This is a genomic window from Gluconobacter oxydans (assembly GCF_006539685.1).
Lineage (GTDB): Bacteria > Pseudomonadota > Alphaproteobacteria > Acetobacterales > Acetobacteraceae > Gluconobacter > Gluconobacter oxydans.
The window spans coordinates 112,733-135,865 of record NZ_BJNM01000004.1; the positions used below are offsets into that span (position 1 = coordinate 112,733).

The window sequence follows — 23,133 nt, forward strand, 5'->3', positions numbered from 1 at the left end:
TCGTACTCTGGAACGAAATAAGAACATGCAATGAAGAAATCCCTCTCCCGGCGCCTGGCGATTCTGTCCGATGCGGCGAAATACGATGCGTCCTGCGCGTCGAGCGGATCGGGGCGCAGGGACTCGGCCAAGAGCGGCGGACTGGGGTCCACGACGGGAAACGGCATCTGCCACGCGTTCACGCCGGACGGCCGCTGCGTGTCGCTGCTCAAGATCCTGCTGACCAATTTCTGCGTCTATGACTGCGCCTACTGCATCAACCGCTCGTCCTCGAATGTGGAGCGTGCGCGGTTTACGCCGGAGGAGGTCGTATGGCTGACGCTGGAGTTCTACCGGCGCAACTGCATCGAAGGGCTGTTCCTGTCCTCGGGCATCATCCGCTCGTCCGATCACACGATGGAACAGCTCGTGCAGGTGGCACGGGATCTGCGGCTGAAGCATGGGTTCCGGGGCTATATCCATCTCAAGACCATCCCGGATGCCTCGCCGCGCCTGCTGGAAGAAGCCGGGCGTTATGCGGACCGCCTGTCGATCAATGTGGAAATGCCGACCGTGGCTGGTCTGGAGCAGTACGCACCGCAGAAAAAGGCGGGCGGTATCCGGCAGGCTATGGGTGAGATGCGCCTGAAGATCGATGCGGGCAAGGAGCGCAGCCATACCGGCCGCAGGGCCGAGCGTTTCTCGCCGGGCGGGCAAAGCACGCAGATGATCGTGGGCGCCGATGCGGCGTCCGATCAGGATATCCTTGCCAGCAGCGCCAATCTTTACGGCTCCTACGGGCTGCGGCGGGTCTATTATTCGGCTTTCAGTCCCATTCCCGACGCTTCCGCATTGTTGCCAGCGAAAAGCCCGCCGCTTCAGCGGGAACACCGGCTCTATCAGGCGGACTGGCTGTTCCGGTTCTATGGGTTCGCATTTGGAGAACTGACGGCCGGTCGCGCGGATGGAATGCTCGATCTGGAGCTGGACCCCAAGCTGGCCTGGGCGCTGGACAACCGGGCGCTGTTTCCGGTCGATCTGAACCGGGCGTCGAAGGAAATGCTGCTGCGGGTGCCGGGGCTGGGGGTCAAGGCCGTGGCTGCCATCCTCAGGGCGCGGCGGCATCAGGCGGTGCGGCTGGAGGATCTGGCGCGGCTGAACGTGTCCATCCGCAAGGTGCGCCCGTTCGTGCAGACGCCGGGCTGGAGTCCCGCCCGCCTGACCGACCGGCAGGATCTGCGCAGCCTGTTCAGCCCCGCGCCGCAGCAGATGAGCCTTCTGTGACGCGTTATGTCCTGACGCTTGAGGACAGTGCCGCGTTTGAACCCTGGCGTGAGATGGCACGGGCGGCCTTGCAGCGCGCGGTCCCGCCCGAAGCCCTCGACTGGCGCATCCGGGGTGGCGAGACGGATCTTTTCGGCCAGATCACGGATGATGGCGCTGGACTGGAGGCGCTGACGGCCCTGCCTGTCGTGAAAACCGTGACCTTGCGCGCGTCCTGCATCGCGCTGCTGCCGGATCTGCTGTGCCATTCCGATCCCGGTCGGTTCGCGCTCGCCTACCGGATCGCCTGGCGGGTGCAGGGCAATCCGCATCTGCTGGAAGTGGTGACGGATGCCGACATCGCCAGGGCGCGGATCATGGTGCGGCAGAACCGGGAAGACTGCCACAAGATGGCGTCTTTCCTCCGCTTCCGGGAAGAACCGGTCCAACAGGGCGAGGGGCAGGGCGAGAGGCGGCGGTTCCTCGCCTGGTTCGAGCCGCAGCATCATATTCTTGAACGCATCGCCCCGTTCTTCTCGAAGCGCTTCACGGACATGGACTGGATGATCCTCACCCCGCGCGGATCGATCCGCTGGGACGGAAAAGAGCTGGTGTGCAGTCCGGAACCCTGCGAGCAGCCGGAACTGGACGACGGTTTCGGGGAACTGTGGGACACCTACTATGCCTCGACCTTCAATCCGGCCCGGGTGCGTACCAAAGCGATGCGCCGTGAAATGCCCGGCCGTTACTGGAAGAACCTGCCGGAAACCCGCCTGATCCCGCAGCTCGTTGCCGGAGCCGAAGCACGGGTGCGGACGATGGCGGAGCAGGAACTCCAGCCCGCCCCGGCCTTTCATGAGCGTCTGCGGGCCCGTGAGCAGCTTCCGGCCGAACCGATGCCGGATGTGGCAGAAAATCTTGAGGATCTGGCCGCTCAGGTCCGGACCTGTACGGCCTGTCCGCTGCACTGCTCGGCCACGCAGGCGGTGGTGGGAGAGGGGCCGGCAGACGCGCGCATCATGGTCGTCGGAGAGCAGCCGGGCGATCAGGAAGACCTGGCAGGGCGTCCCTTCGTCGGTCCGGCAGGGCAGCTTCTGCATGAGGCACTCGGAGAGGCAGGGGTTGATCGCGGTGCGCTGTATCTGACGAACGCCGTCAAGCATTTCCGCTTCCGTCTTCAGGGGCGGCGGCGCATTCATCAGAACCCGGATGCAGGGCATGTGGCGGCCTGCCGCCCCTGGCTGGAGCAGGAAATCGCGCTGATCCGTCCGAAACTCATCGTCTCGCTGGGGGCCACGGCACTCCGGGCGCTGGACGGGCCGGGCATGGCAATGTCGGATGTGCGTGGAACGTCATGGACGGTGGGGCGTGGCGAAAATGCTGTCCGGCGTCTGGCACTCGCCCATCCGTCCTGGCTGCTGCGGCTGGGGGAGGGCGCGCAGGCTGAGAGCGAGCGGCAGCGCTTCGTCGAGGGGCTCACCCGTCTGAGGGACTTTCCGGATCAATCGGGGTCGTAAGGGACGGCACGTTTCAGAGAATGGAAACGGATCAGTTTTTTCCAGCTTGAAGCCCGTGAGACGATATGTCATGGATGACCGAACCGATCGGTCAGTAGAGGGTTTCCAGGCCCCGCACAGCACATCCGGTCATGATCTGACAGACCTGTTTTCAAAGCGAGACAAACATTATGGCGCAAGGCGATCAGGCCGATCACGCGCAGGGTGACACGACATCCGACAAGAACGGAAAGCCGCAGAAAAAGCGCCATCCCCTTGTCCGTGTCGCGCTGATCCTGCTGGTGATTGTGGTGCTCGTGGGTATCGGGGCCTATCTTTTCCTGACCCGCAACAATATCGAGACGGATGACGCCTACACGGCCGGTCGCAAGATCGCCATTGCGCCCCACGTCAACGGTTACGTCACGCAGCTTCTGGTGAACGACAACCAGTTCGTCCATGCGGGTGACCTGCTCGTGCGGATCGACAGCCGCGACTATGCAGCGTCCCTGAACAAGGCTGAAGCCGCCGTCTCGCAGGCGAAAGCCAATATCGACGCCTACCAGCTCATGCTGGCCGTGGCGCACAAGAACTTCCCGGGACAGCTCGTCACCGCGCAGGGTAATCTTGCTGCCGCGCATGCGCAGCTCGTCAAGGCGGAAGCCGATTACCGCCGCCAGCGCTCGGTGGCCCGCGCCGCCACGTCGCAGCAGGACATCGACTATGCCCGCGCCGCGCTGGATCAGGCGAAAGCCCGCGTGCTTCAGGCCCAGGGTCAGCTGACGCAGGCCGAGCCGGTCAAGGAAAACGTGGCCAATGCCGATGCCCGCGTTTCGCAGGAACAGGCTGCCCTGGCCGCGGCCAATGCGGATCTGGTGCAGGCCCGTCTGAACCTGGAATGGACGGAAGTCCGTGCCCCGCATGACGGCTGGATTTCCCAGCGTAATGTCGAGCGCGGCAACTTCGTGCAGACCGGCCAGCAGATGTTCTCCATCGTCGAGCCGGAAGTCTGGGTCGTGGCGAATTACAAGGAAACGCAGCTCACCCACATGCGTCCGGGCCAGAAGGTGGATATCGAGGTGGATGCCTATCCGCAGCTCGAACTGCACGGCCACGTGGACTCCATCCAGCTCGGCTCGGGTGAATCCTTCAGCGCCTTCCCTCCCGAGAACGCGACCGGCAACTTCGTGAAGACGGTGCAGCGTATCCCGGTGAAGATCGTGCTGGACAGCGGTCTTGATCCGAACATCCCGCTGGCCCTTGGTCTGTCTGTCGTACCGACGGTCTATGTGAAATGAGCGATACTGCCGGGCATCAGGACTGGAAACCCAGTCACAATCCGTGGCTTGTGGCCGTCACGGTCACGCTGGCGGCTTTCATGGAGGTGCTGGACACCACCATCGTCAACGTGGCGCTGCCGCATATCGCGGGATCGCTCGGCAGTTCGTATGATGACGCCACCTGGGCGCTCACGTCCTATCTGGTGGCGAACGGAATCGTCCTGACGATTTCGGGCTGGCTCTCGCGGCTGTTTGGCCGCAAACGCTACTTCCTGATCTGCATCACGATGTTCACCGTCTCGTCCTTCCTGTGCGGACTGGCGACGTCGCTGCCCATGCTCGTGGTGTTCCGGCTCATGCAGGGCTTCTTTGGGGGCGGCCTGCAACCGAGCCAGCAGTCCATCATTCTCGACACGTTCCCGCCCGAAAAGCGCGGCGCGGCGTTCGGCCTGACCGCCATCGCCACCATCGTCGGCCCGGTTCTGGGCCCGATGCTGGGCGGCTACCTGACGGACAATTTCTCCTGGCGCTGGATTTTCTTCGTCAACGTGCCTTTCGGCATCATCACGGTCATGGCCGTGACGGCCTTCGTCGAGGACCCACCCTGGGAGCGCAAGAAGCGCGAGAAGGTGGACGTGGTCGGCATCAGCCTGATCACGCTGGGCCTCGGCTGCCTTGAAGTCATGTGCGACCGCGGCGAGGATGACGACTGGTTCGGCTCGCCCTTCATCGTCACCATGGGCATTCTGGGCGCTATCGGCGTCATCGGGGCAATCGTCTGGCTGTGCAATGCGAAGAACCCGCTGGTCCGCCTGTCGGTTCTCAAGGACCGTAACTTCGCGACCGGCATGCTGCTGATCTCGATGGTCGGCGCCACGCTGTACGCTTCCGCCATCATCGTTCCGCAGTTCGCCCAGCAGGTGCTCGGCTACACCGCGACGAATTCCGGCCTGCTGCTCGCTCCCGGCGGCGTGGCGGTGATCTGCCTGATCCCGATCGTGGGGCGGCTGATGAAGTTCATCCAGATGCGCTACATCATCGCCTTCGGGTTCTTCGCGATGGGCATGGCCATGTTCCAGGCCTCGAACCTCTATGCCGGGACGGATTTCAGGCACCTGATGTTCTACCGCATCAGCCAGACGGCCTCGCTGGCCTTCCTGTTCGTGCCGATCTCGACGATCGCCTATTCGACCCTGCCGCGCGAACTGAATTCCGATGCGTCGGCCCTGTTCTCGATGGCCCGGAACTATGTCGGATCGCTGGCGATTTCGCTCGCCACGGCTGCCATCATCGAAACCCGGCAGCGGCATCAGACCTATGTGACGGACCACATGACCCCGGCGAACCCGGAGTTCAACAGCTATATCGCCACCGTCCAGCAGGCCGCGCAGGCGCATGGTATGGCCCCGGCCCAGGCGCACAGTTTCGCCATCTACCAGCTCTTCCGGGACTTCACGTCGCAGGTCGCCATGCTGGCCTATAACGAGGTGTTCGACTGGATCGGCGTGATCGCGCTGTTCGTGGTGCCGCTGTGCTTCCTGCTGTCACCCAACGGCAAGAAGGAGGCCCAGGCCTCTGGTGGCGGTCACTGATGGCGCGGTTCGTAGATCTTCAGGAAGCTGTCGGCGATGAAGCCGGCAAGCTCCGCAATTGCGGCATCGCTGTCATCGACCGACAGCCGGAAACGGCGGCGCTGGACGATGCGGGTCTGGCACATGAGCAGGAACTGCTCGGCCGACAGGGCCGGATCGGCGATGTCCAACTCTCCGCGGGCCACGCTTCGCGTCAGGAATTCCGTCAGATTGCCCAGCGTCCGGTCGAAGCCGTAGCGCCAGAACGTATCGGCCAGGTTGGGGAACTTCTCGACCTCGCCGATGATGATGCGATACAAGCCCAGAGCCATCGGCGAGATGAGCAGATGGGTCGTCATGTCCGCGAACCGGACCAGCGTGAGACGAACGGACTGTCCGTCACTGCGCGACAGCGCCACGATGGGCGCGAGACGGCAGCGGGCCTGCTCATCGAAGAACGCGGAGAACAGGGACGCCTTGCCATCGAAATGATTGTACAGCGTCCCCTTGGACACACCCGCCATCTGCGCGATGCGGGACATGGACGCCCCTTCGTATCCATTCGCCAGAAAGACCGTTCCGGCACCTTTCAGGATCTGTTCGCGCTTGGCGCACCCTGCAGGATCGGCGCTGCCGGCCTCGTCGGCTCCGGCGGAAGTGCCCGCGCTGCCATCGTCCATGATGCCCGTCATGTGAGCGAGAGATCCTTCTGTCCGTCAGGTCGAGTTCCTGACATGCTGACCGAACCGGTCGGTCACCGCAAGATCATTTCCGCCTCAGGAGTTTCTTTGTGAGCGCAGCCTTTACTTCCCGCGCGCTGCTTTGCGGCTGCGCCCTGTTCACCCTGTCCGGCTGCCTCATGGTGGGGCCTGAATATCATGCGCCCAAGCCCTGGTCGCCGGCACATTACGCCGATCATACGGCCGGCGCGCCCGACAGCATCGTCAGCGAGATGAAGGCCGACAGCCACTGGTGGCAGATCTTCCACGATCCGGAACTGACCTCGCTGGAAGACCGTCTGGTCAACCAGAACCTGTCCTTCCGCCTCGCGACCGCCAATCTGGCGCAGAGCCGCGCGCAGCTCATCATGGCGGGTGCCGAGCGCTTCCCGGCCCTGAGCGCCACGGGTTCGTACCAGCGCAGCCAGCACAGCACCAAGCAGTTGCAGGAAATCATCGGCCATGTCGCCGGCGGCATCGCGAAATCTGAAGGCGGCTCGATCGGCAGCACGGTCGGCCCGATGCTTCAGGATGCCGCCGGTGGCGCCAATATCCCGCTGCTGAACCAGTGGCGCAGCGAGATCGACGCGACTTACGAGATCGACCTGTGGGGTCGCGTGGCGCATCAGTACGATGCCGCCAAGGCCGATCTTCAGGCCACGGATGAAGAGCGTCGCTCCGTCCTCATCGCCCAGCAGGCCGATATGGCCCATGGTTATATGAGCCTGCGTGGCGACCAGCAGCGCCTGAAGATCCTGCGCGACAACATCAAGGTCCTGACCCAGATCGCCACCATCGCGCAGGACCGCTATCGCGGCGGCCTGGTGACGGAACTGGACGTGGATTCCGCACAGGCCCGCCTGCATGACACGCAGGGTCAGGAAGCACAGCTCGAGCAGGCTGTGGCGCAGGAAGAGAATGCACTCGCCCTGCTTCTGGGTGCTCCACCGGAAAGCCTGAATACCGAGCTGGAGAAGAACGCCGGCGTGCCGGTCGTCCCGCCGGTCGTGCCCGTCGGCCTTCCGTCCGAACTGGCCCATCGCCGCCCGGACATCCGCGAAGCCGAAGCCCGTCTGCGCGGTGCGGTTGCCGAAGTGGGCGAAGCGACGGCGGATTTCTATCCGAAGGTCACGATCAACGCCGATTTCGGCTTCCAGACCCTGTCCTTCCGCGATCTGGGCTTCTGGAACGCCCGTGCCTGGAACGTGGGGCCGTCCATCTCCCTGCCGATCTTCCAGGGCGGTCGTCTGTACGGCCAGCTTGAGCTGAAGAAATACGCCCAGAAGGCCGCGGCGATTTCCTATCAGCAGACGGTTATCAAGGCCTGGCATGACGTGGACAACGCCCTGATCGCCTATCGCGATGAACAGCTGCACCGCCAGGGCCTGCAGAACGCCGTCAACGATAACGGCAAGGCATTGGCGCTGGCGCAGAGCCAGTATCGCAGCGGCCTGACGAACTACCTGAACGTCCTGAACGCGCAGGCGCAGCTCCAGTCCGCCCAGCTTGATCTCGCCAACAGCGATGCCACGCTGGCGACCAACCTGACGCGTCTCTACAACGCGCTCGGCGGTGGCTGGGAAGACGCGCTTCCCGACAGCCGCGATGTGGCCAAGGCGCAGCTCGCTTCCGCCACGCCCGGCCCCTGAAATCCGAAAGCCCGTTCAGGAGGCCGGAGCCTCCTGAACGCCGGTCCCGTCAGGATTTGCGGGCGACGGACCGGCCCTTGGAGCCCAGGATTTCGAAGGCTTCATCCAGCCGCTCGACAATGGACTTCTCGCCCACGCGCAGCCATTTGCGCGGATCGTAGAGCGACTTCATCGGCTTGTCGGTGCCGGGTTCGATCTGGTGCTGGAAGGCCACCGGATGTTCCAGAACATAGCTGCCCACGCCATGCGCGAAGGCGAACTGGATGTCGGTGTCGAGGTTCATCTTGAACACGCCATAGGACACGGCCGCGTCGATTTCCGCGATCGTGGACCCGGACCCGCCATGAAAAACCAGCGGCAGCGGCTTGGGACCGCTCTGCGTCGCCTTCTGAACGGCATCCTGCGAGTTCTTCAGGATTTCGGGACGAAGCTGCACATTGCCCGGCTTGTAGACACCATGAACATTGCCGAAAGACGCGGCGATCGACACCGTCCCGATCGGGGAGAGCAGCTCCCAGGCCTTCAGCACGTCCTCGGGCTGCGTGTAGAGATGCGCGTTATCCGCACCCTCTTCGAGGTCATGGCCGATGCCATCTTCCTCGCCACCCGTCACGCCCAGTTCGATTTCCAGCCCCATGCCCAGAGGTGCGAGACGCTTCAGCATGGAAGCCGAAGTCGCCAGGTTTTCTTCCAGCGGTTCCGTGGAAAGGTCGAGCATATGGGACGTGAACAGCGGCTTTCCGGTCGCCTTGAACTCGTCCTCGCTCATCGTGATGAGGTCGTCGAGCCAGGGGATCAGCTTGCGGTCGGCATGATCGGTGTGGAGAATGACGGCGATGCCGTATTCCTTCGCCAGAAGATGGACATGACGCGCCATGGAGGCTGCGCCGAGCACGCGAGCGCGATGGGCATCCGGCAGGCCTTCACCGGCATAGAAGCGTGCGCCGCCGTTGGAGACCTGGATGATAACGTCCGATCCGTTACGGGCTGCGGCTTCCAGAACCGCATTGACGCTGTCGGTGCCAACGACATTGATGGCGGGGAGGGCATAGCCCCCCTCGTGGCAAGCCTTGATCAGGGCCGTATAACTGGCGCCACTGACGACGCCGGGGGAAACTCGTGACATGGGCGACTCCAACACAACGCATGAAACGGGCCAGCAGAACGGGCATGGCCGTGATGCGTTGTATTGTACGTTGCTAATCCGTTTTCGTCATGGGCGCTAAAGTATCGGGAACAGTTGTTGTCAGGATTTGTTGCTTGTGATGCCAACCCAGTGGAGACTATGGAAAAGACATGGTGCCAAATCTTTCTGACCCCGATCTTCCCGCCCGTATCCTCGTCGTCGAAGATGACGCGGGCATGCGGACCCTCATTCTCCGTGCCCTTCAGGGCGGCGGTTTCCGTGCCCGTGGCGTTGCCTGCGGGGACGAGATGTGGGCTGCGCTTGAAGTGGCTCCCGTCGATCTCATCATCATGGACATCATGCTGCCCGGCAAAAGCGGCATCGAACTGTGCCGCGCACTGCGCAGCGGGCAGGGTGCCACGCATGAAAACGAGACCCCGCCGGTCCAGGTGCCGATCATCATGGTCTCGGCCCGTGGCGAGGAACGCGATCGCGTGAACGGTCTCGAATCGGGCGCGGACGATTACGTTCCCAAGCCTTTCGGTCAGCGCGAACTTCTGGCGCGCGTGCGTGCGGTGCTCCGCCGTGGCATCGCCACTGGTGCGCCGCAGGAGCGCGTGCGTCGCGAAACACTGCGTTTCGCCGGCTGGACGCTCGACCTGCGTCGCCGCGAACTGACGGACCCGTCCGGGGCTACCGTCGATATTTCCGGTGCCGAACACGATCTGTTGACGAGCTTTCTGGACAATCCGCAGCGCGTCATCGCCCGTGACCGGCTTCTGGAGCTGTCGCGGACCCGTCTGGGTGATGTGTCGGACCGCAGCATCGACGTGCTCGTCAGCCGCCTGCGCCGCAAGCTGGGCTCTGACGCCGATCAGCTGATCCGCACCGTGCGTGGCCTCGGATACATCTTCGTGGCTGAGGTTGAACGCGTCTGAACATCCAGAACCGCATTCTGCTATGGCCGCTGGGGCTGGTCGGGCGCGTCTGCGTTGTCCTGACCGTCGCAGTAACACTGGTGTTCCTGACGAACGCCATTTTCTACGGTCAGGCAGAGACCTACATTGTCGATGACGTGCGTATCGCCCAGCTGGGCGAGGCGCTGAGTACGGATCTGCGCGTGCTTGCCGCGGCTCCCGTCAGCCAGAGATCCTTTCTGGCCGTCATGCTCTCGGGCAGTGAACTCAGCGTGACCTGGCAGCCCGCCTCGATCACGCCCGCACTGTCGGGACATCATCCGGTCGCACTGACCCAGCTTGTCAGACGCCTGACGGCCGATGATCCCATTCTCGAACAGGCCCATCTGGACCTTTATACGCTTGGTCCGGGAAGCGCGGACGTGCTGGGCTCCCAGCGCCTGCCGGACGGAAGCTACATCCGTTTCCGCGTGCCCGGCATGCTCGGCCATCACCGCGTCACGCGTGGTCTGGCCTCGGCCGCCATCGCGGCGGGGGCCGTGGCTATTGCTGCGGCTATGCTGATCCGTGGTCTCAGCATGCCGCTCCGTGCGCTGGTATCTGTTGCGGACCGCATCGGCTCCAGCGAGAAATGGGTGCCGCTGGCCGAACGGGGTCCGCCGGAAGTGCGCGGGCTGGCCCATGCGATCAACGCCATGCAGGACCGCATCCAGAGTCTCATCAATGACCGGACGCAGGCTCTGGCAGCCGTGTCGCATGATCTGCGCACGCCGCTGACACGCCTGCGTCTGCGCTGCGGCTTCCTCAGTGACGGGGAAGCGCAGGCCGCCATCGAGGCCGATCTGGACGAGATGGAAGCCATGGTGAACGGCATCCTTGCCTATCTGGCGGGCGCGGATGATCCCGAAGTCCCGCGCACCATCAATATCGTCGCCACGCTCGAAACCCTCGTGGACGATCACGCCGATCACGGGCGCGATGCCCGCTATGAAGGGCCGGACCGCGCATTGGTGCATGTCCGTCCGCTCGCCATGAAGCGCGTGCTGTCCAACCTGATCGAAAATGCCCTCAACTATGGCGGCAATGTCCTCGCCACCCTCCGCACCCGCGAGGACGGCGCGCTCGAAATCGCCATCAGCGACAGTGGTCCCGGCATTCCCGAGAGCGAGTACCAGCGTGTGCTGACCCCGTTCTACCGTCTGGAAGGCTCGCGCTCGCGGGCTACGGGGGGAATCGGGCTGGGGCTTGCGATCGTCCAGCGTGAAATCGCGCGCGAGGGCGGCTCTCTGGTTCTGGGGCGTGGCGATGCCTCGAAAGGCTATGGCGGCCTGCGCGCGACCATCATCCTGCCCCGGGGACTCCCTTCTCCTTCAAGGAAAACCGAGGGGCAGGGCGAGCAGGTCTGAAAACATCCGCCCTGCCGTTAAAAACACGGGAAGTCGGACCAATGCAGTCCCGACACTTGCACCTTGGGGAGAAGTGGCACATGTCAGGGCGACTGGAACGCAAGGACATGACCACGATGTTCATCGAGACCGAAGACACTCCCAACCCCGCCACCCTGAAATTCCTGCCCGGCCGCAGCGTGACCGGCGATGCCCGTCCCGTCGATTTCGGCGATGCGGATGTCGCCGCCGGACGCTCCGAACTGGCGAGCGCCCTGTTCGACCAGCCGAACGTGCGCCGCGTCTTCCTCGGCGGCGATTTCGTCTCTGTCACCAAGTCCGACGACATCAGCTGGGGCGACCTCAAGCCCGTCGTCCTGGGGACGATCACGACCTTCTTCGAAAGCGGCCGCCCGGTCCTGTCCGGCACGCAGGCCGCGCCGGAGCATGACGTCTCCCCCGAAGACGCCGAAGTCGTCAGCCGCATCCAGGACCTGCTCGACACCCGCGTGCGTCCGGCCGTTGCTGGTGACGGCGGCGACATCGCCTTCCGCGGCTATAAGGACGGCGTGGTCTATCTGGCCATGCAGGGCGCCTGCTCCGGCTGCCCGTCCTCCCGCGCGACCCTGAAGCACGGCGTCGAGAACATGCTGCGGCACTATGTTCCCGAAGTCGCCTCGGTCGAACAGGTCGAGGACTGAACCATGGACGGCCAGACATATCCTGATTGCGCCCCGGTTCCGGGCGCAGAAGCCCTGTTCACGCAGGCCCGGACCCCGCGCAGCTTCTCGCCGCGCCCGGTCGGGGAGGATGTCCTGCGCCGTCTGTATGATCTGGTGAAGCTGGGGCCAACCTCCGGCAACTGCTCACCGGGTCGCTTCGTCTTCCTCACGACACAGGACGCCCGCGAGCGCATCCGTCCCGCCCTGTCACCGGGAAACGTGGCCCGCGCCATGGCGGCTCCGGTTCTGGCCGTCGTCTGTCATGATCCGCTGTTTTTCGAGGCGCTTCCCCGCCTGAACCCGCAGGAAGGTCTCCGCGACTGGTTCGCGGCCGATGTGGGTCTGTCCGATGAGACAGCGTTCCGCAACGGCACGCTGGAAGGCGCCTATCTCATCATGGCCGCCCGGATGCTCGGCCTGTCCGCCATGCCGATGTCCGGTTTCGACAGCTTCATGGTCGAGGACACGCTGCTGAACGCGACCGGCTGGCGCGTGAACTTCCTCGTGGGTCTCGGTTACCCGGCGGAAAACGAGCCCGCTCCCGATCACGCCGAGCCCCGCGCCCCCCGCCTGGACTTCGGAGAAGCCTGTCTGTGTCTGTAAGGACAGTCGTTTTCAACGGGGCAGGGGCCGGAACCGGCCTGACCAGTCTGGTGGCACTCGTCGAGGACGGGCATGTCGTCGCGGAAAAACTGATGGCCGGTCGCGGTGCCTCCGAACATTTCGCGCCTGCTATCCGAGAACTCCTGACGCAGAACAACTGGACTACGTCCCCTGACCGCGTCGTTGCCGTCATCGGTCCGGGTTCCTTTACGGGTCTGCGCTCTTCCCTGTCGCTGGCAGCAGGGCTGGCGGCAGGCTGGAACTGCCCCACGATCGGCGTCACGCTCGGTGCGGCCATCCGCGCCACACTCGCCCGTCCGGATGCCGTCTGTGTCAGCATCGCCCGTCGCGGCCGGGTTTTCGTGGACCCGCCGCACGGTCCGGTTACAGCCAGCCAGACCGCCGATCTCGATCCCACAGGCTGGGCCTGCGTGACGGGTGACGCCGTTTCTGAAAAGACCGACTGGCCCTGTCCGGTGCTTCCCTGCGAGGCTCCTTATGCTCTGGGTATCGTGCAGGCTGCGCAGGGCGTCACGCCCGGTCCGCTTATGCCGCTCTATGTCGATCCCCCTGAAGCCAAGCCCCCCGCTGCCGGTCTGAGGCCTGCGCCACTGTGAACAGTCCTGAAAAGGATTTTCAGTTAAGGGTCATGGGGATCGAATGTGCGCCGCTTCTTGCCGCGCTGCATGAAGTCACGTTTCGCGGCGGAGAAGTCTGGGACGCAACTTCATTTGCCGCTCTGCTTTCAGGTCCGGGGACTGAAGCGATGCTTGCCGTGATCGACACTGTCCCCGTCGGCTTCATTCTTGCGCGGACCATTCTGGACGAGACGGAAATCCTGACCATAGCCGTACACCCGGATTTCCGGCGCCGCGGCATCGGGCACGCTCTGGTGCAGAACGTTCTGGGCAAAGGGAAAGTATTTCTGGAAGTAGCAGTCTGTAACAATCAGGCCGCTGCGCTGTACGAGAAGTGCGGTTTTGTAAAAGCGGGGCTCCGTCGCGGTTATTACAGGGACGGAAGCGACGCCTTGGTACTTGTTTCTAGCGATGTTTAACGGTCAGGCAGTAAAGATCCGGGCTGTCAGTAACAGGTGAATCCGCCAGAATTGCGTGACCGAGTGCCTTTACGGACGTGCCAACATTCTTCCGTGTCTCTGTTCCGCGAAGCCGGACCTCAAGTCTCTGTCCGGAAGTCATGGTGTCGAGTTTTGCCCGGACATATACTGTGGTCATGGGGCATTTTTTTTCAGTTATATCTATAAAAAATGTTTCATTTTCTGTCACGCACATGTTTCTTTCTTTTTATGCTTGAACCGAGCAATTTATGACTGCTACATGCTCACTCGCTCAAGGATGAAGGACTTAACTACAATGTCGCAAGAGACAAATGCTCCCGAACTGCATCAGCTGACCGCGCAGATCGTTACGGCCTATGTATCGAACAACGATATTCCGGCTGACGCTCTTCCGGCCCTGATCCGGTCCGTCCATGACTCTCTTGCAACGGTGAACGTTCCGGAAGAGGCTCCTGTTGAAAAGCCGGTGCCGGCCGTTTCGCCGCGCAAGTCGGTTTTCCCGGACTACATCATCTGCCTGGAAGACGGTAAGAAGCTGAAGCTGCTGCGCCGTCACCTCAAGACTGCCTACAACATGACGCCGCAGGAATACCGCGAGCGCTGGGGCTTGCCGCCGGAATACCCGATGGTTGCGCCGAACTACGCGAACCACCGCTCGTCCCTGGCCCGCAAGATCGGCCTCGGCCGTCGTCGCGAAGACTAAGAGCCCCTTTTTCCTGCCGCCGGTTTCTCCATCCCGGCGGCAGGAAAAGCCTGACAGGCTCCACGAAGTGGACAAGACGCCTGTTTTTCGGCTAGGCCGCAGATATGGTCGCAGATACGAAAATCGCCGAGAGACGCGCCAGCCCAGGGAATCGGAAGGCCCCGTCTTCCCCTGTGCCGGATGATTCGCACATTGCCCGCCTGTGTGTGGAAAGCGGCCTGAAGATGACCGGGCAGAGACGGGTGATCGCCCATGTCCTGTCCGTGGCTGACGATCACCCGGACGTCGAGGAGCTGTATCGCCGCGCGTCCGAGATCGACAGCCGCATTTCCGTCGCAACGGTCTACCGCACGGTCCGCCTGCTGGAAGAAAAAGGCATCCTCGAACGCCGGGATTTCGGCGGCGGTCGTGCCCGTTACGAAGCCAGTGACAGCGGCAATCACTATCATCTGATCGATGTGGACAGTGGCCGCGTCATCGAGTTCGAGGACGAGGAGCCGGTCCGTCTTCTGGCCCAGCTTGCCCAGCGTCTGGGATTTGATCTTGTCTCGCATCGGATCGAACTGTTCGGCCGCCGCGCCGAACCCGATGACAGGAAAAAATCTCCTTCAGAAAACAGGAACAAGAGCGGATCATGACCACCAAACCGGCTGGCACACCTCTTTCCGTTCCGGATGACGCAAACGTCGCTTCAGTCTCGGCCCCGGCATCAGCTCCGGCAGCCCATACGCTGGCCAGCAGCGAAGAAACGCTGCGCCAGATGGAAACGCTCTCCACGCTTTCCCTGAACCGCGAAGGCGGCTTTCAGGAACTGCGGGGCGGCACGTTGGGTGTGCGCATCGCTGAGACGGCCGAGGAGCGCGACGCCGCACAGGCCCTGCGTTATCGTGTTTTCTTCGAAGAACTCGGCGCCCGCCCCGACGAACGTGCCTTCCGCACCAAGCGTGACGTGGACGAATTCGACGAGGCCGCCGATCACCTTCTGGTCATCGATCACGCCAAAGGCCCCGGTGCGGCCGGCGTCGTCGGCACCTACCGTCTGCTGCGCTCAGACGCCGCCGAGAAGGTCGGGCGTTTTTATACGTCCTCCGAATACGACATCTCGACCCTGACGGAATTCCCCGGTCGCCTGCTTGAAGTCGGGCGTTCCTGCGTGGCGAAGGAATATCGCGGCCGGTCCGCGATGCAGCTCCTGTGGCGCGGTATTGCGTCCTACATCTTCCTGCATCGGATCGATGTGCTGTTCGGCTGCGGCAGCCTTCCTGGCACGAACCCGGACGCCCTGGCCGACCAGCTCACCTACATGCACCACAACCACCTGGCCCCGCCGGCCCTGCGCATCCGCGCGCTTCCGGACCGCTATGTGGAAATGCAGCGGACTGACCCGCATGTGCTGGACTACCGCGCCTGCCTCAACAAGCTGCCCCCGCTGATCAAGGGCTATCTGCGTCTGGGCGGCTATGTCGGCGATGGTGCAGTTGTGGACGAGCAGTTCAACACTACGGATGTCGCCGTTCTGGTGAAGAGCGAACTTCTGGCGGACAAGTATTACCGCCATTACGAACGTCGCCTGCGCGACGCTCTCGACTGACAGTTTTTTCGCAGCCGGATCTTCGAGGTCCGGCTGTTTCCTGTTTCAGCCTTTTCGTCAGCCGGACGGTTCCTTCATGATTTCGACGCTCCCTGTCCGTGGCTGGCGCCTGGCCGGACTGATGCTGCTCGCGGGTGCGCTGGCAGCCCTGTCCCTGCCACCGGTGCACGCCCTGTTCCTGCTGCCCGTGGGGCTGATGATCCTCTATCGTGTGTCCGAAGACGCGCGGTCCTGGAAACAGGCGGCCTGGTGCGGCTTCCTGTTCGGCATGGGCTTTCACACGGTCGGGCTCTACTGGCTGACCAACGCCATCCTCACGCGTGTCCATGAATTCTGGTGGGTCGTTCCCTTCGCATCTCCCGGCGTGGCGCTGCTGATCGCGCCTTTCATCTGCGTCCCGGCGATCCTGTGCCGCGTGGTGCGTCCCGGCTGGCGGCGCGTGCTGATGTTCGCAGGAAGCTGGACCGTCATGGATATGGGGCGCGTCTTCATGTTCTCGGGCTTTCCGTGGAACCCGCTGGGAAGTGACCTGGAGCTTCCGGGTTTTGCCGGAGACGTCATGATCCAGCCGGCTTCGGTTCTGGGTGTGGACGGCCTGTCGCTCGCGCTGGTGCTCGGCTCTCTCGCCCTGTTCCGGGGCAGACGCGCGGCTGTGGCCGTGCTGGCCGTATCCGTGCTGTGGATCGCCGCCGGGACCTGGCGTCTGTCCTCCGCCACGCCGCTGAACATCACCAATCCCCGTGCCGTTCTGGTGCAGGGCAACGTGCCCGAAGCCGAAGTCATCAGCCATGCGGACGCGGTCGGCAATTTCCGCCGCTATCTGAGCCTGACCGCACAGGGCGCACAGAAAGCCTTCGCGGAGGGCGGCCGTCCGCCCGTGGTAATCTGGCCTGAATCCGGCTTCCCTGGCCTGCTGGACGAGGACACACTGGCCCGGCAGATGATCGCCCGGGCCGCTGATGGAGCCCCGGCACTGGTCGGGTCGGACCGTGAATCCGGCAAGGACTGGTTCAACAGCCTGATCGCCGTCGCCCCCGATGGCAGTATTGCGGCGATCTACGACAAGAGCCGCCTCGTCCCCTTCGGCGAATACCAGCCCTGGATCCTGCCCTTCAACGTCCTGCCGGGCGTGCTGACGCCGGGGCCGGGCCTGAAGACATGGGACCTGCCGGGCATGGGGCGCGTGGGGCCGATGGTCTGCTACGAGATCATTTTTTCCGGCTCCGTCACGGCCCGGAACGACCGCCCGGACTGGCTCGTCACGATCTCGAATGACGCCTGGTACGGCAACAGCGCCGGCCCCCGTCAGCATCTCGCGACCGGACGGATGCGAGCCGTGGAAGAGGGGCTTCCGGTCGTTTTCGCCAACAATACCGGCATTTCCGCCATCTATGACGCGACCGGACATGAAACCGCGCGTCTGGGCTGGGGTCGGGCCGATGTGCTGGTCAGCGATATCCCGTCACCGCTCCCCCCGACCTTCTTTTCCCGCTTCGGCCGCGCCACGCCGCTTGCGCTTTCGATCCTGTGCATGGTTCTGGCGCTCGTCCCCACGCAGCGGAAGAAGCGCGACTGGGACCTGGGAGTGTATAAAGGTTAACATTGACAATCCAGGGTTGTCTTATTAACCATTTACATGTGTCAGAAAAAGAATCCTCCCCGGATCGCGCCCGCCCTGAATCCCGCAGTTCTGCTGCGGCCGGACCGGTGGACGTCCATGTCGGCAACCGCATCCGGCTGCGTCGCACACTTATGGGGCTGTCGCAGGAAAAGCTGGGCGAGGCTCTGGGACTGACCTTCCAGCAGATCCAGAAATATGAGCGCGGCGCCAACCGCGTGGGCGCCAGCCGCCTGTACGATCTGGCGCAGGTTCTGGATGTGCCGATCGGCTTCTTCTTCGATGATATGCAGGAGGCGCGCCCGTCCGCGCCGTCCAGCGCGCCACGGCCGTTTCCCGGTTCCGCTCCGACGTTCAATCCGGCTTTCGGCCAGGCGTCCGCCGCGCAGGCCCCCGTCCCAGGGTTCGCCGAGACGCAGTCGGCATTCGGCGCCCCACCGCCCCGTCCGGCTGCCCCGCCGCCGCGTCTGTTCGATCTTCCGGTGGACGAGGCTGCCCTGTTCAGCCGCCGCGAGACGGTCGATCTGGTGCGCTCCTATTACCGCATCCCGGACCCTGCGGTCCGCAAGCGGATGCTGGACCTCATCCGCTCCCTCGGCCCGGCAGACGTCAAACCGGACTGAGTCCTATTCCCGGCGCAGGATGCTGTCGTTTACGAAGGATGCCAGCTTCCCGGCCTTGAAATCGGCGCGCAGCCGGTCCTCGTCATACTCGTCCCGGACCCAGTCCAGAAACGGCAGACGCCCTTCGGCTTCCTTCTGATAGCGCAGGAAAAACGCATCCAGAATGCCGGTGCGCGAGCGGTTGAAATGCCCGAACCGCCAGTGCAGCTGCCCCAGCGCGTCCTGCGCCGTGCCGCCTTCAAACATCAGCACCAGACCTGACGCCAGACCCGCCCGGTCCGCACCCGACTTGCAGTGCATGAGCATGGGGAAGGCGAGCGTCTGGTACATGTCGTAAAAGCGCAGAATGCGGTCGCGATGTGGCGCTCCCCGGCTCTCGAAAGCCATGTCCAGATGCGTCAGCCCCAGCTTCGCGCTGGCGCCCCGGGACAGCGCATCCGAGCCGCATTTGCGATGCCCGCGCAGGTTCACGAGCGTTTTCAGATGCAGGCGCCGCGTCAGACTGCGCAGGCGTGCGGGCGTGGGATGATTGCAGCGCCAGACCTTGCCCGGCACGACGGGTGCGAGATTGGTCCAGCCCAGCCGGAAGATGGAGTGGTCCACGAACAGACTGTCCCACCAGGCGCGGCGCCGCGCGGCGGGAGACGTGATCCGACCTTCGAACATGGTGAATGCATCCTTGCTGGGCATGCCGCTCGGGAGGGGCGGGCGACGGGAAGAACGCGCTGTGTCCCATCCCGCAAAGGGATGCGTCAACCGCCGAAAAGTGCTATATTGCGTCTCATGCGCTTCGTTTCCCCTTTCCTCATGCTCTCGTTTCTCGCCACGGCGGGATGCGGGTCCATGTTCAGCGGGCCCGCGCCAGACATGGCCGCCCTCCCGCCGCCAGGCGCAGCACCTGGCCACCACTCCCACAGCAGCACCCATCACCGTCAGGCCAGCGGCATGTCCTATGCCGACGATGCTCCGGTCATGCCGATGCCGCCGGGTGCGGAAAGTCCGTCCTCGGCCTCGCATGACACGGCCAGCAGCTCGTCCCCGGGCGGCATGTCCTTCGGCGGCGGTCAGGGCAACAGCGTCAACATCGCGCCCCAGCCCGCAACCCCCGATACCGAAGTCTCCTACGGACAGAACAGCGCGTCCAACTGACCCCGGGATCATCGGCCGTTCTTCATGATTGCGTAACTCTTGGTGTGTTACGGGCATTGCCCTGAACACGCGCCAAATCCACGCTCTGGAGACTCCGATTATGACTGAGCAGGTCAAGGCAAACATTGCCGAGCGGCTGCTGTTTCTTGGCATCGGCGCAGCTGAGAAAGCCCATCTGGCCAGAATCCGCCCTCAGGCGCTGGGGGTGCTCGGGCCTGCGCTGGACCGCTTCTACGGCCGGATTCACAAGACTCCGGCCCTGAACCGCTTTTTTGCCAACGAGCAGCATCGCATCGGTGCGCGCACCCAGCAGGAAAAGCACTGGAAGCGGATTCTTCAAGGTGACTTCGGCGCCGATTACGTCGAGAGCACCCGTGCCATCGGCAACACCCATGCCCGGATCGGCCTCAAGCCGCAGTGGTATGTCGGCGGTTATGCCCTGCTGATCGAAGGCATGGTGACGGACCTGCTCCGTCAGTACTGGCCGCAACCGCGCCGCAGCTTTCTGGACCGCCTCCTGCGACGTCCGGCCCGGGGAACCTCTGGCGAAGAGGCTGCCGCGCAGATCGGCCTGCTGATCCGCTGCGGTCTTCTGGACATGGAACTCGGGCTGGAAACCTACACGCAGAATCTGGATGTCCGTGAGCGTTCACGCGCGGAAAGCGAGCGGATCCAGAGCCTCGCCGCCCTGTCGGACGCGCTGGCGGATGCGCTCGATCGCATGGCGGGCGGCGATCTGGTCCAGCAGATCGACCCGGCGCTGGAAAACGGCTCGACCCGTATGAGCGGCGCTTTCCACCGGGCCTGCGAAGGACTGGGACGCATCGTCCATGCCGTCCGCGAAACTTCCGGGGCCGTGGAGCAGCGCGCCCGCGAAATCAGCGGCTCCACCGAGAACATCACCTGCCGCATCGCCGAACAGGTCGATGCCCTGGCGGCCGTGGCGCGCAACATCACGGAACTGACGTCCTCGGTGAAAGAAGTCGCCGACGAGGCCCGGCAGGCCGATACGACCGTGGCCGACTGCTGTCAGGAAACCGAGCAGGGCCGCGATATCGTGGCCAAAACCGTCGAGGCCATGGCCAAGATCTCGTCATCCTCCAACCGCATCGTCCAGATCATCGGCGTGATCGACGAGATCGCGTTCCAGACCAATCTTCTGGCTCTCAACGCCGGCGTCGAAGCCGCCCATGCCGGAGATGCGGGGCGCGGATTTGCGGTTGTCGCTCAGGAAATCCGGGCCCTGGCCCAGCGCTCCGCCACGGCCGCCAAGGAAATCAAATCCCTGATCGCCAGCAGCATGGAAGACGTCCAGCGCGGCGTGCAGATGGTCGACGAGACCGGCACGGCCCTGGGCAATATCAGCACGTCTGTCGAGCGTCTGGGTACAGCGGTGGGACAGATTGCGTCAGGGGCCGAAGCGCAGGCCCGGCGCATCATGGACATCAACGCCAGCACGACGCAGCTCGAGGGGGTGACCAAGAGCAACGCCGCGATCGTTCACCAGACCAGCGGCGCCAGCCAGAAACTGGTCGACGATGCCGGCGAACTGACGCGCGTCGTACGGAACTTCAAGGTCCGCAAAAGCCCGTCCCGCCCGTCACAGCGCACGCTGGAGGGCCGGAAAATGCCTTCCCCGGCCAGTACCGCAGAAAAGGTCTGAACAGGGATCAGGCGTCGATCTGGCGGGCCTCTTCGGGCAGCATGATGGGAATGCCGTCCCGGATCGGGAAAGCCAGCTTGGCCCGGGGGCTGATGAGCTCCTGGGTCTCGCGGTCATAGGTCAGCGGCCCCTTGGTGACCGGGCAGACCAGAAGGGACAGGAGGCGGGGATCGAGTTCTGTAGTCATGACTATTCCATGCCCCTCTCAAGCAGATCCAGCAAGAGCCCGGCGCGCTCATCCAGCGTCATGGCTTCCAGAAGAGACTGTTTTTCCACCGGCGTGAACGGCACGAGCATCGGCAGGACAACCAGCAGCGTTTCATCGTCCATATCCTCGATCAGCGGCCAGCTTGCCTGCAGGTCGCGGGATTCGAGATAGGTTTTCAGACCGCTCAGCAGCAGGTCGCGGTTGATCGGCAGCGGATCTTCCTCGACGAGGTCTGCCGCGAAGGGGGTGGCATCTATAATGCCCTCGCGCCAGCCTTGGTTCGTTGGCGTCTCGCGGATCAGGCGAAAACGGGAAATACCGAGCAGGGTTACGGAAAACGTGCCATCGACATGTTCGGTAAATTCCGTGATGCGGCCCAGCGTTCCGGTCCGGTAGAGCAGGGGGTGCTCGTCCGTGTCCGGGTCCATGAGGGGCTGGATCACACCGATCATCCGCCGCCCGGCCAGCGCATCCTCAAGCAGGGCCACATAAGGCGGCTCAAAGACCAGAAGCGGCAGATGGCCGCCCGGCAGCAGCAGCGCGCCCGAGAGCGGGAACAGGCCGACGCGCGGCGGAATGTCCGCCAGCGTCAGTTCCGTCAGGGGGGGCGCGCGGCGGGGACGTTCGGCGGATGGAAGGTCGGGCGTTTCGGTCATCGGCTCACGAAAACAGAAGGGAAGAGAGTTTGCGTCGTGCCGCCAGCGTATCAGGATCCGTATGTCCCCACGCCTCGAAAAAGCGCAGAAGTTCGGTTTTCGCGGCGCCGTCGTTCCAGTTGCGCTCCTTGCGGAGGATATCCAGCAGGGTATTGGCGGCTTCCGCCCGCTCCCCTGCGCCGTTGAGGGCGGCGGCCAGTTTGAGGCGCAGGTCGAAATCGTCCGGGGCGGCAGCGCTCTGCTGGCGAAGCGTTTCAAGCTCTGAGGCGGCCTTGGCGCCTTCGGCATGGAGCGCCAGCGCGGCCCGGGCGCCGGTGATCTCGGGATGGCTGTCCAGCTTCGCAGGCACCTGAGCGGAAGCGTCCTGGGCGGCTTCGGGTTCGTTCAGGGCAATAAGCGCCCGGATCATGCCGCCCCAGGCTTCAGGGCTTTCAGGCTCGGCTTCCAGAAGCTGCGAGAATAGACCGGCGGCCTGATCCGCATGTCCGTCAGCCAGCGCCTGACGGGCTGCGGCCAGGATTTCCGTGGCGGGCATGACGTCACCGGCCAGCTTCAGAAGGGATTCCACGAAACGGCGGACTTCGCTTTCAGGCTGGGCACCCTGGAAAAGATCCAGCACCTGACCTTTCCAGAAAGCCACGACGAGCGGAATGGACTGGAGCGGCAGACCCAGCTGGCCGAGTTGTGCGGCGAGGGCCTGATTGGCTTCCACATCGACCTTGACGAGTCTGACCCGCCCGCCAGCCGCACGGATGACCTTTTCGAGCACAGGGGTGAGCTGTTTGCACGGACCGCACCAGGGGGCCCAGAAATCGACCAGAACCGGGATTTCCCGGCTGGCTTCCACGACATCCGCCATGAAGTTCGTCTGATCGGCGTCAATGATGGTGGCGGCTGTGCCTGCCGGGGCCTTGTTGGAAGACTGACCAATCAGGTGTTCGTCGAATGTGCTGCTCATGGGGGCGGGAACCGTTCGCTGGAAAGACAAGTTTCCTGAAAGATCGGATGTGCGTGCCTCGTGTGCAAGTGCCGGGTGCAGGGCTGTGACGTGGGGTGTTGTGTCCGAAAGAGGATATTGCTCCTGAATCGAAAAATCCCTCTTGCGCTGTGGCGCTGATTCGGTCATAAGCCCCA

25 protein-coding genes are annotated in these 23,133 nt (G+C 63.7%); 18 read left to right on the forward strand and 7 right to left on the reverse strand.

Features of this window, described 5'->3' with window-relative positions; translation table 11 throughout:
- Positions 1 to 30: 30 nt before the first annotated feature.
- The 4 genes from GOX01_RS03290 to GOX01_RS03305 all read left to right on the forward strand — a co-directional run bounded on the left by GOX01_RS03290 (position 31) and on the right by GOX01_RS03305 (position 5,610).
- On the forward strand, positions 31 to 1,263 hold the full coding sequence (locus GOX01_RS03290; protein ID WP_011252356.1) for a putative DNA modification/repair radical SAM protein: 1,233 nt from the start codon (positions 31 to 33) through the stop codon (positions 1,261 to 1,263).
- A complete protein-coding gene (locus GOX01_RS03295) occupies positions 1,260 to 2,759 on the forward strand; it encodes a UdgX family uracil-DNA binding protein (RefSeq protein WP_011252355.1) in 1,500 nt (499 codons plus the stop codon). The genes GOX01_RS03290 and GOX01_RS03295 overlap by 4 nt, the downstream gene beginning before the upstream one ends.
- 170 nt (positions 2,760 to 2,929) lie before the next feature.
- On the forward strand, positions 2,930 to 4,036 hold the full coding sequence (locus GOX01_RS03300; RefSeq protein ID WP_062269596.1) for an HlyD family secretion protein: 1,107 nt from the start codon (positions 2,930 to 2,932) through the stop codon (positions 4,034 to 4,036).
- Positions 4,033 to 5,610 carry a DHA2 family efflux MFS transporter permease subunit gene (locus tag GOX01_RS03305; RefSeq protein ID WP_062269593.1) on the forward strand — a complete coding sequence of 526 codons (1,578 nt, stop codon included), beginning with the start codon at positions 4,033 to 4,035 and terminating at the stop codon, positions 5,608 to 5,610. Before GOX01_RS03300 ends, GOX01_RS03305 begins: the two co-directional genes overlap by 4 nt.
- Here GOX01_RS03305 and GOX01_RS03310 read toward each other — a convergent pair.
- Positions 5,604 to 6,281, reverse strand: a complete 678-nt coding sequence (locus GOX01_RS03310) for a TetR/AcrR family transcriptional regulator (RefSeq protein WP_062269591.1) — start codon at positions 6,279 to 6,281, stop codon at positions 5,604 to 5,606. The two genes, GOX01_RS03305 and GOX01_RS03310, sit on opposite strands and share 7 nt — an antisense overlap.
- 98 nt (positions 6,282 to 6,379) lie before the next feature.
- Between GOX01_RS03310 and GOX01_RS03315 the strand changes: the two genes are divergently transcribed.
- Entirely contained in the window at positions 6,380 to 7,957 is a 1,578-nt protein-coding gene (locus GOX01_RS03315; protein WP_062269589.1) for an efflux transporter outer membrane subunit, read from the forward strand.
- 49 nt (positions 7,958 to 8,006) lie between these two features.
- Here GOX01_RS03315 and fbaA read toward each other — a convergent pair whose 3' ends face one another.
- Complete coding sequence (gene fbaA / locus GOX01_RS03320) at positions 8,007 to 9,083, reverse strand: class II fructose-bisphosphate aldolase (protein WP_011252350.1); 1,077 nt, start codon at positions 9,081 to 9,083, stop codon at positions 8,007 to 8,009.
- A gap of 170 nt (positions 9,084 to 9,253) precedes the next feature.
- Between fbaA and GOX01_RS03325 the strand changes: the two genes are divergently transcribed.
- From GOX01_RS03325 to rimI, 6 genes are all read left to right on the forward strand, one after another.
- Positions 9,254 to 10,021 (forward strand): response regulator, encoded by a 768-nt coding sequence (locus GOX01_RS03325; protein WP_024716661.1) that lies wholly within the window; start codon positions 9,254 to 9,256, stop codon positions 10,019 to 10,021.
- Between the two features lie 80 nt (positions 10,022 to 10,101).
- Entirely contained in the window at positions 10,102 to 11,406 is a 1,305-nt protein-coding gene (locus tag GOX01_RS03330) for an ATP-binding protein (protein WP_011252348.1), read from the forward strand.
- A 116-nt stretch (positions 11,407 to 11,522) separates the two neighbouring features.
- Positions 11,523 to 12,086 carry a NifU family protein gene (locus GOX01_RS03335; RefSeq protein ID WP_024716660.1) on the forward strand — a complete coding sequence of 188 codons (564 nt, stop codon included), beginning with the start codon at positions 11,523 to 11,525 and terminating at the stop codon, positions 12,084 to 12,086.
- A 3-nt stretch (positions 12,087 to 12,089) separates the two neighbouring features.
- Complete coding sequence (locus GOX01_RS03340) at positions 12,090 to 12,710, forward strand: malonic semialdehyde reductase (protein WP_011252346.1); 621 nt, start codon at positions 12,090 to 12,092, stop codon at positions 12,708 to 12,710.
- A complete protein-coding gene (gene tsaB, locus GOX01_RS03345) occupies positions 12,701 to 13,327 on the forward strand; it encodes a tRNA (adenosine(37)-N6)-threonylcarbamoyltransferase complex dimerization subunit type 1 TsaB (protein ID WP_011252345.1) in 627 nt (208 codons plus the stop codon). Before GOX01_RS03340 ends, tsaB begins: the two co-directional genes overlap by 10 nt.
- Positions 13,328 to 13,359: 32 nt before the next feature.
- Positions 13,360 to 13,767 (forward strand): ribosomal protein S18-alanine N-acetyltransferase, encoded by a 408-nt coding sequence (gene rimI, locus GOX01_RS03350; protein ID WP_034953343.1) that lies wholly within the window; start codon positions 13,360 to 13,362, stop codon positions 13,765 to 13,767.
- Here rimI and GOX01_RS03355 read toward each other — a convergent pair.
- Entirely contained in the window at positions 13,754 to 14,002 is a 249-nt protein-coding gene (locus GOX01_RS03355) for a sulfurtransferase TusA family protein (protein WP_080674947.1), read from the reverse strand. The genes rimI and GOX01_RS03355 overlap by 14 nt on opposite strands.
- Positions 14,003 to 14,083: 81 nt before the next feature.
- On the opposite strand from GOX01_RS03355, the gene GOX01_RS03360 reads away from it, so the two are divergent.
- The 5 genes from GOX01_RS03360 to GOX01_RS03380 all read left to right on the forward strand — a co-directional run bounded on the left by GOX01_RS03360 (position 14,084) and on the right by GOX01_RS03380 (position 18,323).
- On the forward strand, positions 14,084 to 14,491 hold the full coding sequence (locus GOX01_RS03360; RefSeq protein WP_011252343.1) for a MucR family transcriptional regulator: 408 nt from the start codon (positions 14,084 to 14,086) through the stop codon (positions 14,489 to 14,491).
- Positions 14,492 to 14,595: 104 nt separating this feature from the next.
- Complete coding sequence (locus GOX01_RS03365) at positions 14,596 to 15,129, forward strand: Fur family transcriptional regulator (RefSeq protein ID WP_011252342.1); 534 nt, start codon at positions 14,596 to 14,598, stop codon at positions 15,127 to 15,129.
- A gap of 122 nt (positions 15,130 to 15,251) precedes the next feature.
- A complete protein-coding gene (locus GOX01_RS03370) occupies positions 15,252 to 16,082 on the forward strand; it encodes a GNAT family N-acetyltransferase (RefSeq protein WP_011252341.1) in 831 nt (276 codons plus the stop codon).
- A gap of 76 nt (positions 16,083 to 16,158) precedes the next feature.
- Complete coding sequence (gene lnt / locus GOX01_RS03375; RefSeq protein ID WP_011252340.1) at positions 16,159 to 17,682, forward strand: apolipoprotein N-acyltransferase; 1,524 nt, start codon at positions 16,159 to 16,161, stop codon at positions 17,680 to 17,682.
- 152 nt (positions 17,683 to 17,834) lie between these two features.
- Complete coding sequence (locus GOX01_RS03380; RefSeq protein ID WP_231101078.1) at positions 17,835 to 18,323, forward strand: helix-turn-helix domain-containing protein; 489 nt, start codon at positions 17,835 to 17,837, stop codon at positions 18,321 to 18,323.
- A gap of 3 nt (positions 18,324 to 18,326) precedes the next feature.
- On the opposite strand, the gene GOX01_RS03385 is transcribed toward GOX01_RS03380, so the two are convergent.
- On the reverse strand, positions 18,327 to 18,989 hold the full coding sequence (locus GOX01_RS03385) for a protein-tyrosine phosphatase family protein (protein WP_011252338.1): 663 nt from the start codon (positions 18,987 to 18,989) through the stop codon (positions 18,327 to 18,329).
- 177 nt (positions 18,990 to 19,166) lie between these two features.
- On the opposite strand from GOX01_RS03385, the gene GOX01_RS03390 reads away from it, so the two are divergent.
- Both GOX01_RS03390 and GOX01_RS03395 read left to right on the forward strand, forming a co-directional pair.
- Positions 19,167 to 19,472: a hypothetical protein gene (locus tag GOX01_RS03390; RefSeq protein WP_226986635.1), complete on the forward strand. Its 306-nt coding sequence runs from the start codon at positions 19,167 to 19,169 to the stop codon at positions 19,470 to 19,472.
- A gap of 100 nt (positions 19,473 to 19,572) precedes the next feature.
- Positions 19,573 to 21,135, forward strand: coding sequence for a globin-coupled sensor protein (locus GOX01_RS03395; RefSeq protein WP_024716656.1), 1,563 nt, complete (start codon positions 19,573 to 19,575; stop codon positions 21,133 to 21,135).
- Positions 21,136 to 21,142: 7 nt separating this feature from the next.
- On the opposite strand, the gene GOX01_RS03400 is transcribed toward GOX01_RS03395, so the two are convergent.
- The 3 genes from GOX01_RS03400 to GOX01_RS03410 are packed head-to-tail and all read right to left on the reverse strand — an operon-like array spanning position 21,143 to position 22,957.
- Positions 21,143 to 21,322 (reverse strand): Trm112 family protein, encoded by a 180-nt coding sequence (locus tag GOX01_RS03400; RefSeq protein ID WP_011252335.1) that lies wholly within the window; start codon positions 21,320 to 21,322, stop codon positions 21,143 to 21,145.
- A 2-nt stretch (positions 21,323 to 21,324) separates the two neighbouring features.
- Positions 21,325 to 21,999: an LON peptidase substrate-binding domain-containing protein gene (locus GOX01_RS03405; protein ID WP_011252334.1), complete on the reverse strand. Its 675-nt coding sequence runs from the start codon at positions 21,997 to 21,999 to the stop codon at positions 21,325 to 21,327.
- A 4-nt stretch (positions 22,000 to 22,003) separates the two neighbouring features.
- A complete protein-coding gene (locus GOX01_RS03410) occupies positions 22,004 to 22,957 on the reverse strand; it encodes a thioredoxin family protein (RefSeq protein ID WP_011252333.1) in 954 nt (317 codons plus the stop codon).
- Positions 22,958 to 23,133 lie beyond the last annotated feature (176 nt).

What these genes read in the sequence shown, in the direction of transcription:
- GOX01_RS03290 (WP_011252356.1), top strand. Translation starts at nt 31, where the DNA reads ATGAAGAAATCCCTCTCCCGGCGCCTGGCGATTCTGTCCGATGCGGCG.
- GOX01_RS03300 (WP_062269596.1), top strand. Translation starts at nt 2,930, where the DNA reads ATGGCGCAAGGCGATCAGGCCGATCACGCGCAGGGTGACACGACATCC.
- GOX01_RS03305 (WP_062269593.1), top strand. Translation starts at nt 4,033, where the DNA reads ATGAGCGATACTGCCGGGCATCAGGACTGGAAACCCAGTCACAATCCG.
- GOX01_RS03310 (WP_062269591.1), bottom strand. Translation starts at nt 6,281, where the DNA reads ATGACGGGCATCATGGACGATGGCAGCGCGGGCACTTCCGCCGGAGCC.
- fbaA (WP_011252350.1), bottom strand. Translation starts at nt 9,083, where the DNA reads ATGTCACGAGTTTCCCCCGGCGTCGTCAGTGGCGCCAGTTATACGGCC.
- GOX01_RS03325 (WP_024716661.1), top strand. Translation starts at nt 9,254, where the DNA reads ATGGTGCCAAATCTTTCTGACCCCGATCTTCCCGCCCGTATCCTCGTC.
- GOX01_RS03335 (WP_024716660.1), top strand. Translation starts at nt 11,523, where the DNA reads ATGTTCATCGAGACCGAAGACACTCCCAACCCCGCCACCCTGAAATTC.
- GOX01_RS03340 (WP_011252346.1), top strand. Translation starts at nt 12,090, where the DNA reads ATGGACGGCCAGACATATCCTGATTGCGCCCCGGTTCCGGGCGCAGAA.
- rimI (WP_034953343.1), top strand. Translation starts at nt 13,360, where the DNA reads ATGGGGATCGAATGTGCGCCGCTTCTTGCCGCGCTGCATGAAGTCACG.
- GOX01_RS03355 (WP_080674947.1), bottom strand. Translation starts at nt 14,002, where the DNA reads ATGTGCGTGACAGAAAATGAAACATTTTTTATAGATATAACTGAAAAA.
- GOX01_RS03360 (WP_011252343.1), top strand. Translation starts at nt 14,084, where the DNA reads ATGTCGCAAGAGACAAATGCTCCCGAACTGCATCAGCTGACCGCGCAG.
- GOX01_RS03365 (WP_011252342.1), top strand. Translation starts at nt 14,596, where the DNA reads ATGGTCGCAGATACGAAAATCGCCGAGAGACGCGCCAGCCCAGGGAAT.
- GOX01_RS03370 (WP_011252341.1), top strand. Translation starts at nt 15,252, where the DNA reads ATGGAAACGCTCTCCACGCTTTCCCTGAACCGCGAAGGCGGCTTTCAG.
- lnt (WP_011252340.1), top strand. Translation starts at nt 16,159, where the DNA reads ATGATTTCGACGCTCCCTGTCCGTGGCTGGCGCCTGGCCGGACTGATG.
- GOX01_RS03380 (WP_231101078.1), top strand. Translation starts at nt 17,835, where the DNA reads ATGGGGCTGTCGCAGGAAAAGCTGGGCGAGGCTCTGGGACTGACCTTC.
- GOX01_RS03385 (WP_011252338.1), bottom strand. Translation starts at nt 18,989, where the DNA reads ATGTTCGAAGGTCGGATCACGTCTCCCGCCGCGCGGCGCCGCGCCTGG.
- GOX01_RS03390 (WP_226986635.1), top strand. Translation starts at nt 19,167, where the DNA reads ATGTTCAGCGGGCCCGCGCCAGACATGGCCGCCCTCCCGCCGCCAGGC.
- GOX01_RS03395 (WP_024716656.1), top strand. Translation starts at nt 19,573, where the DNA reads ATGACTGAGCAGGTCAAGGCAAACATTGCCGAGCGGCTGCTGTTTCTT.
- GOX01_RS03400 (WP_011252335.1), bottom strand. Translation starts at nt 21,322, where the DNA reads ATGACTACAGAACTCGATCCCCGCCTCCTGTCCCTTCTGGTCTGCCCG.
- GOX01_RS03405 (WP_011252334.1), bottom strand. Translation starts at nt 21,999, where the DNA reads ATGACCGAAACGCCCGACCTTCCATCCGCCGAACGTCCCCGCCGCGCG.
- GOX01_RS03410 (WP_011252333.1), bottom strand. Translation starts at nt 22,957, where the DNA reads ATGAGCAGCACATTCGACGAACACCTGATTGGTCAGTCTTCCAACAAG.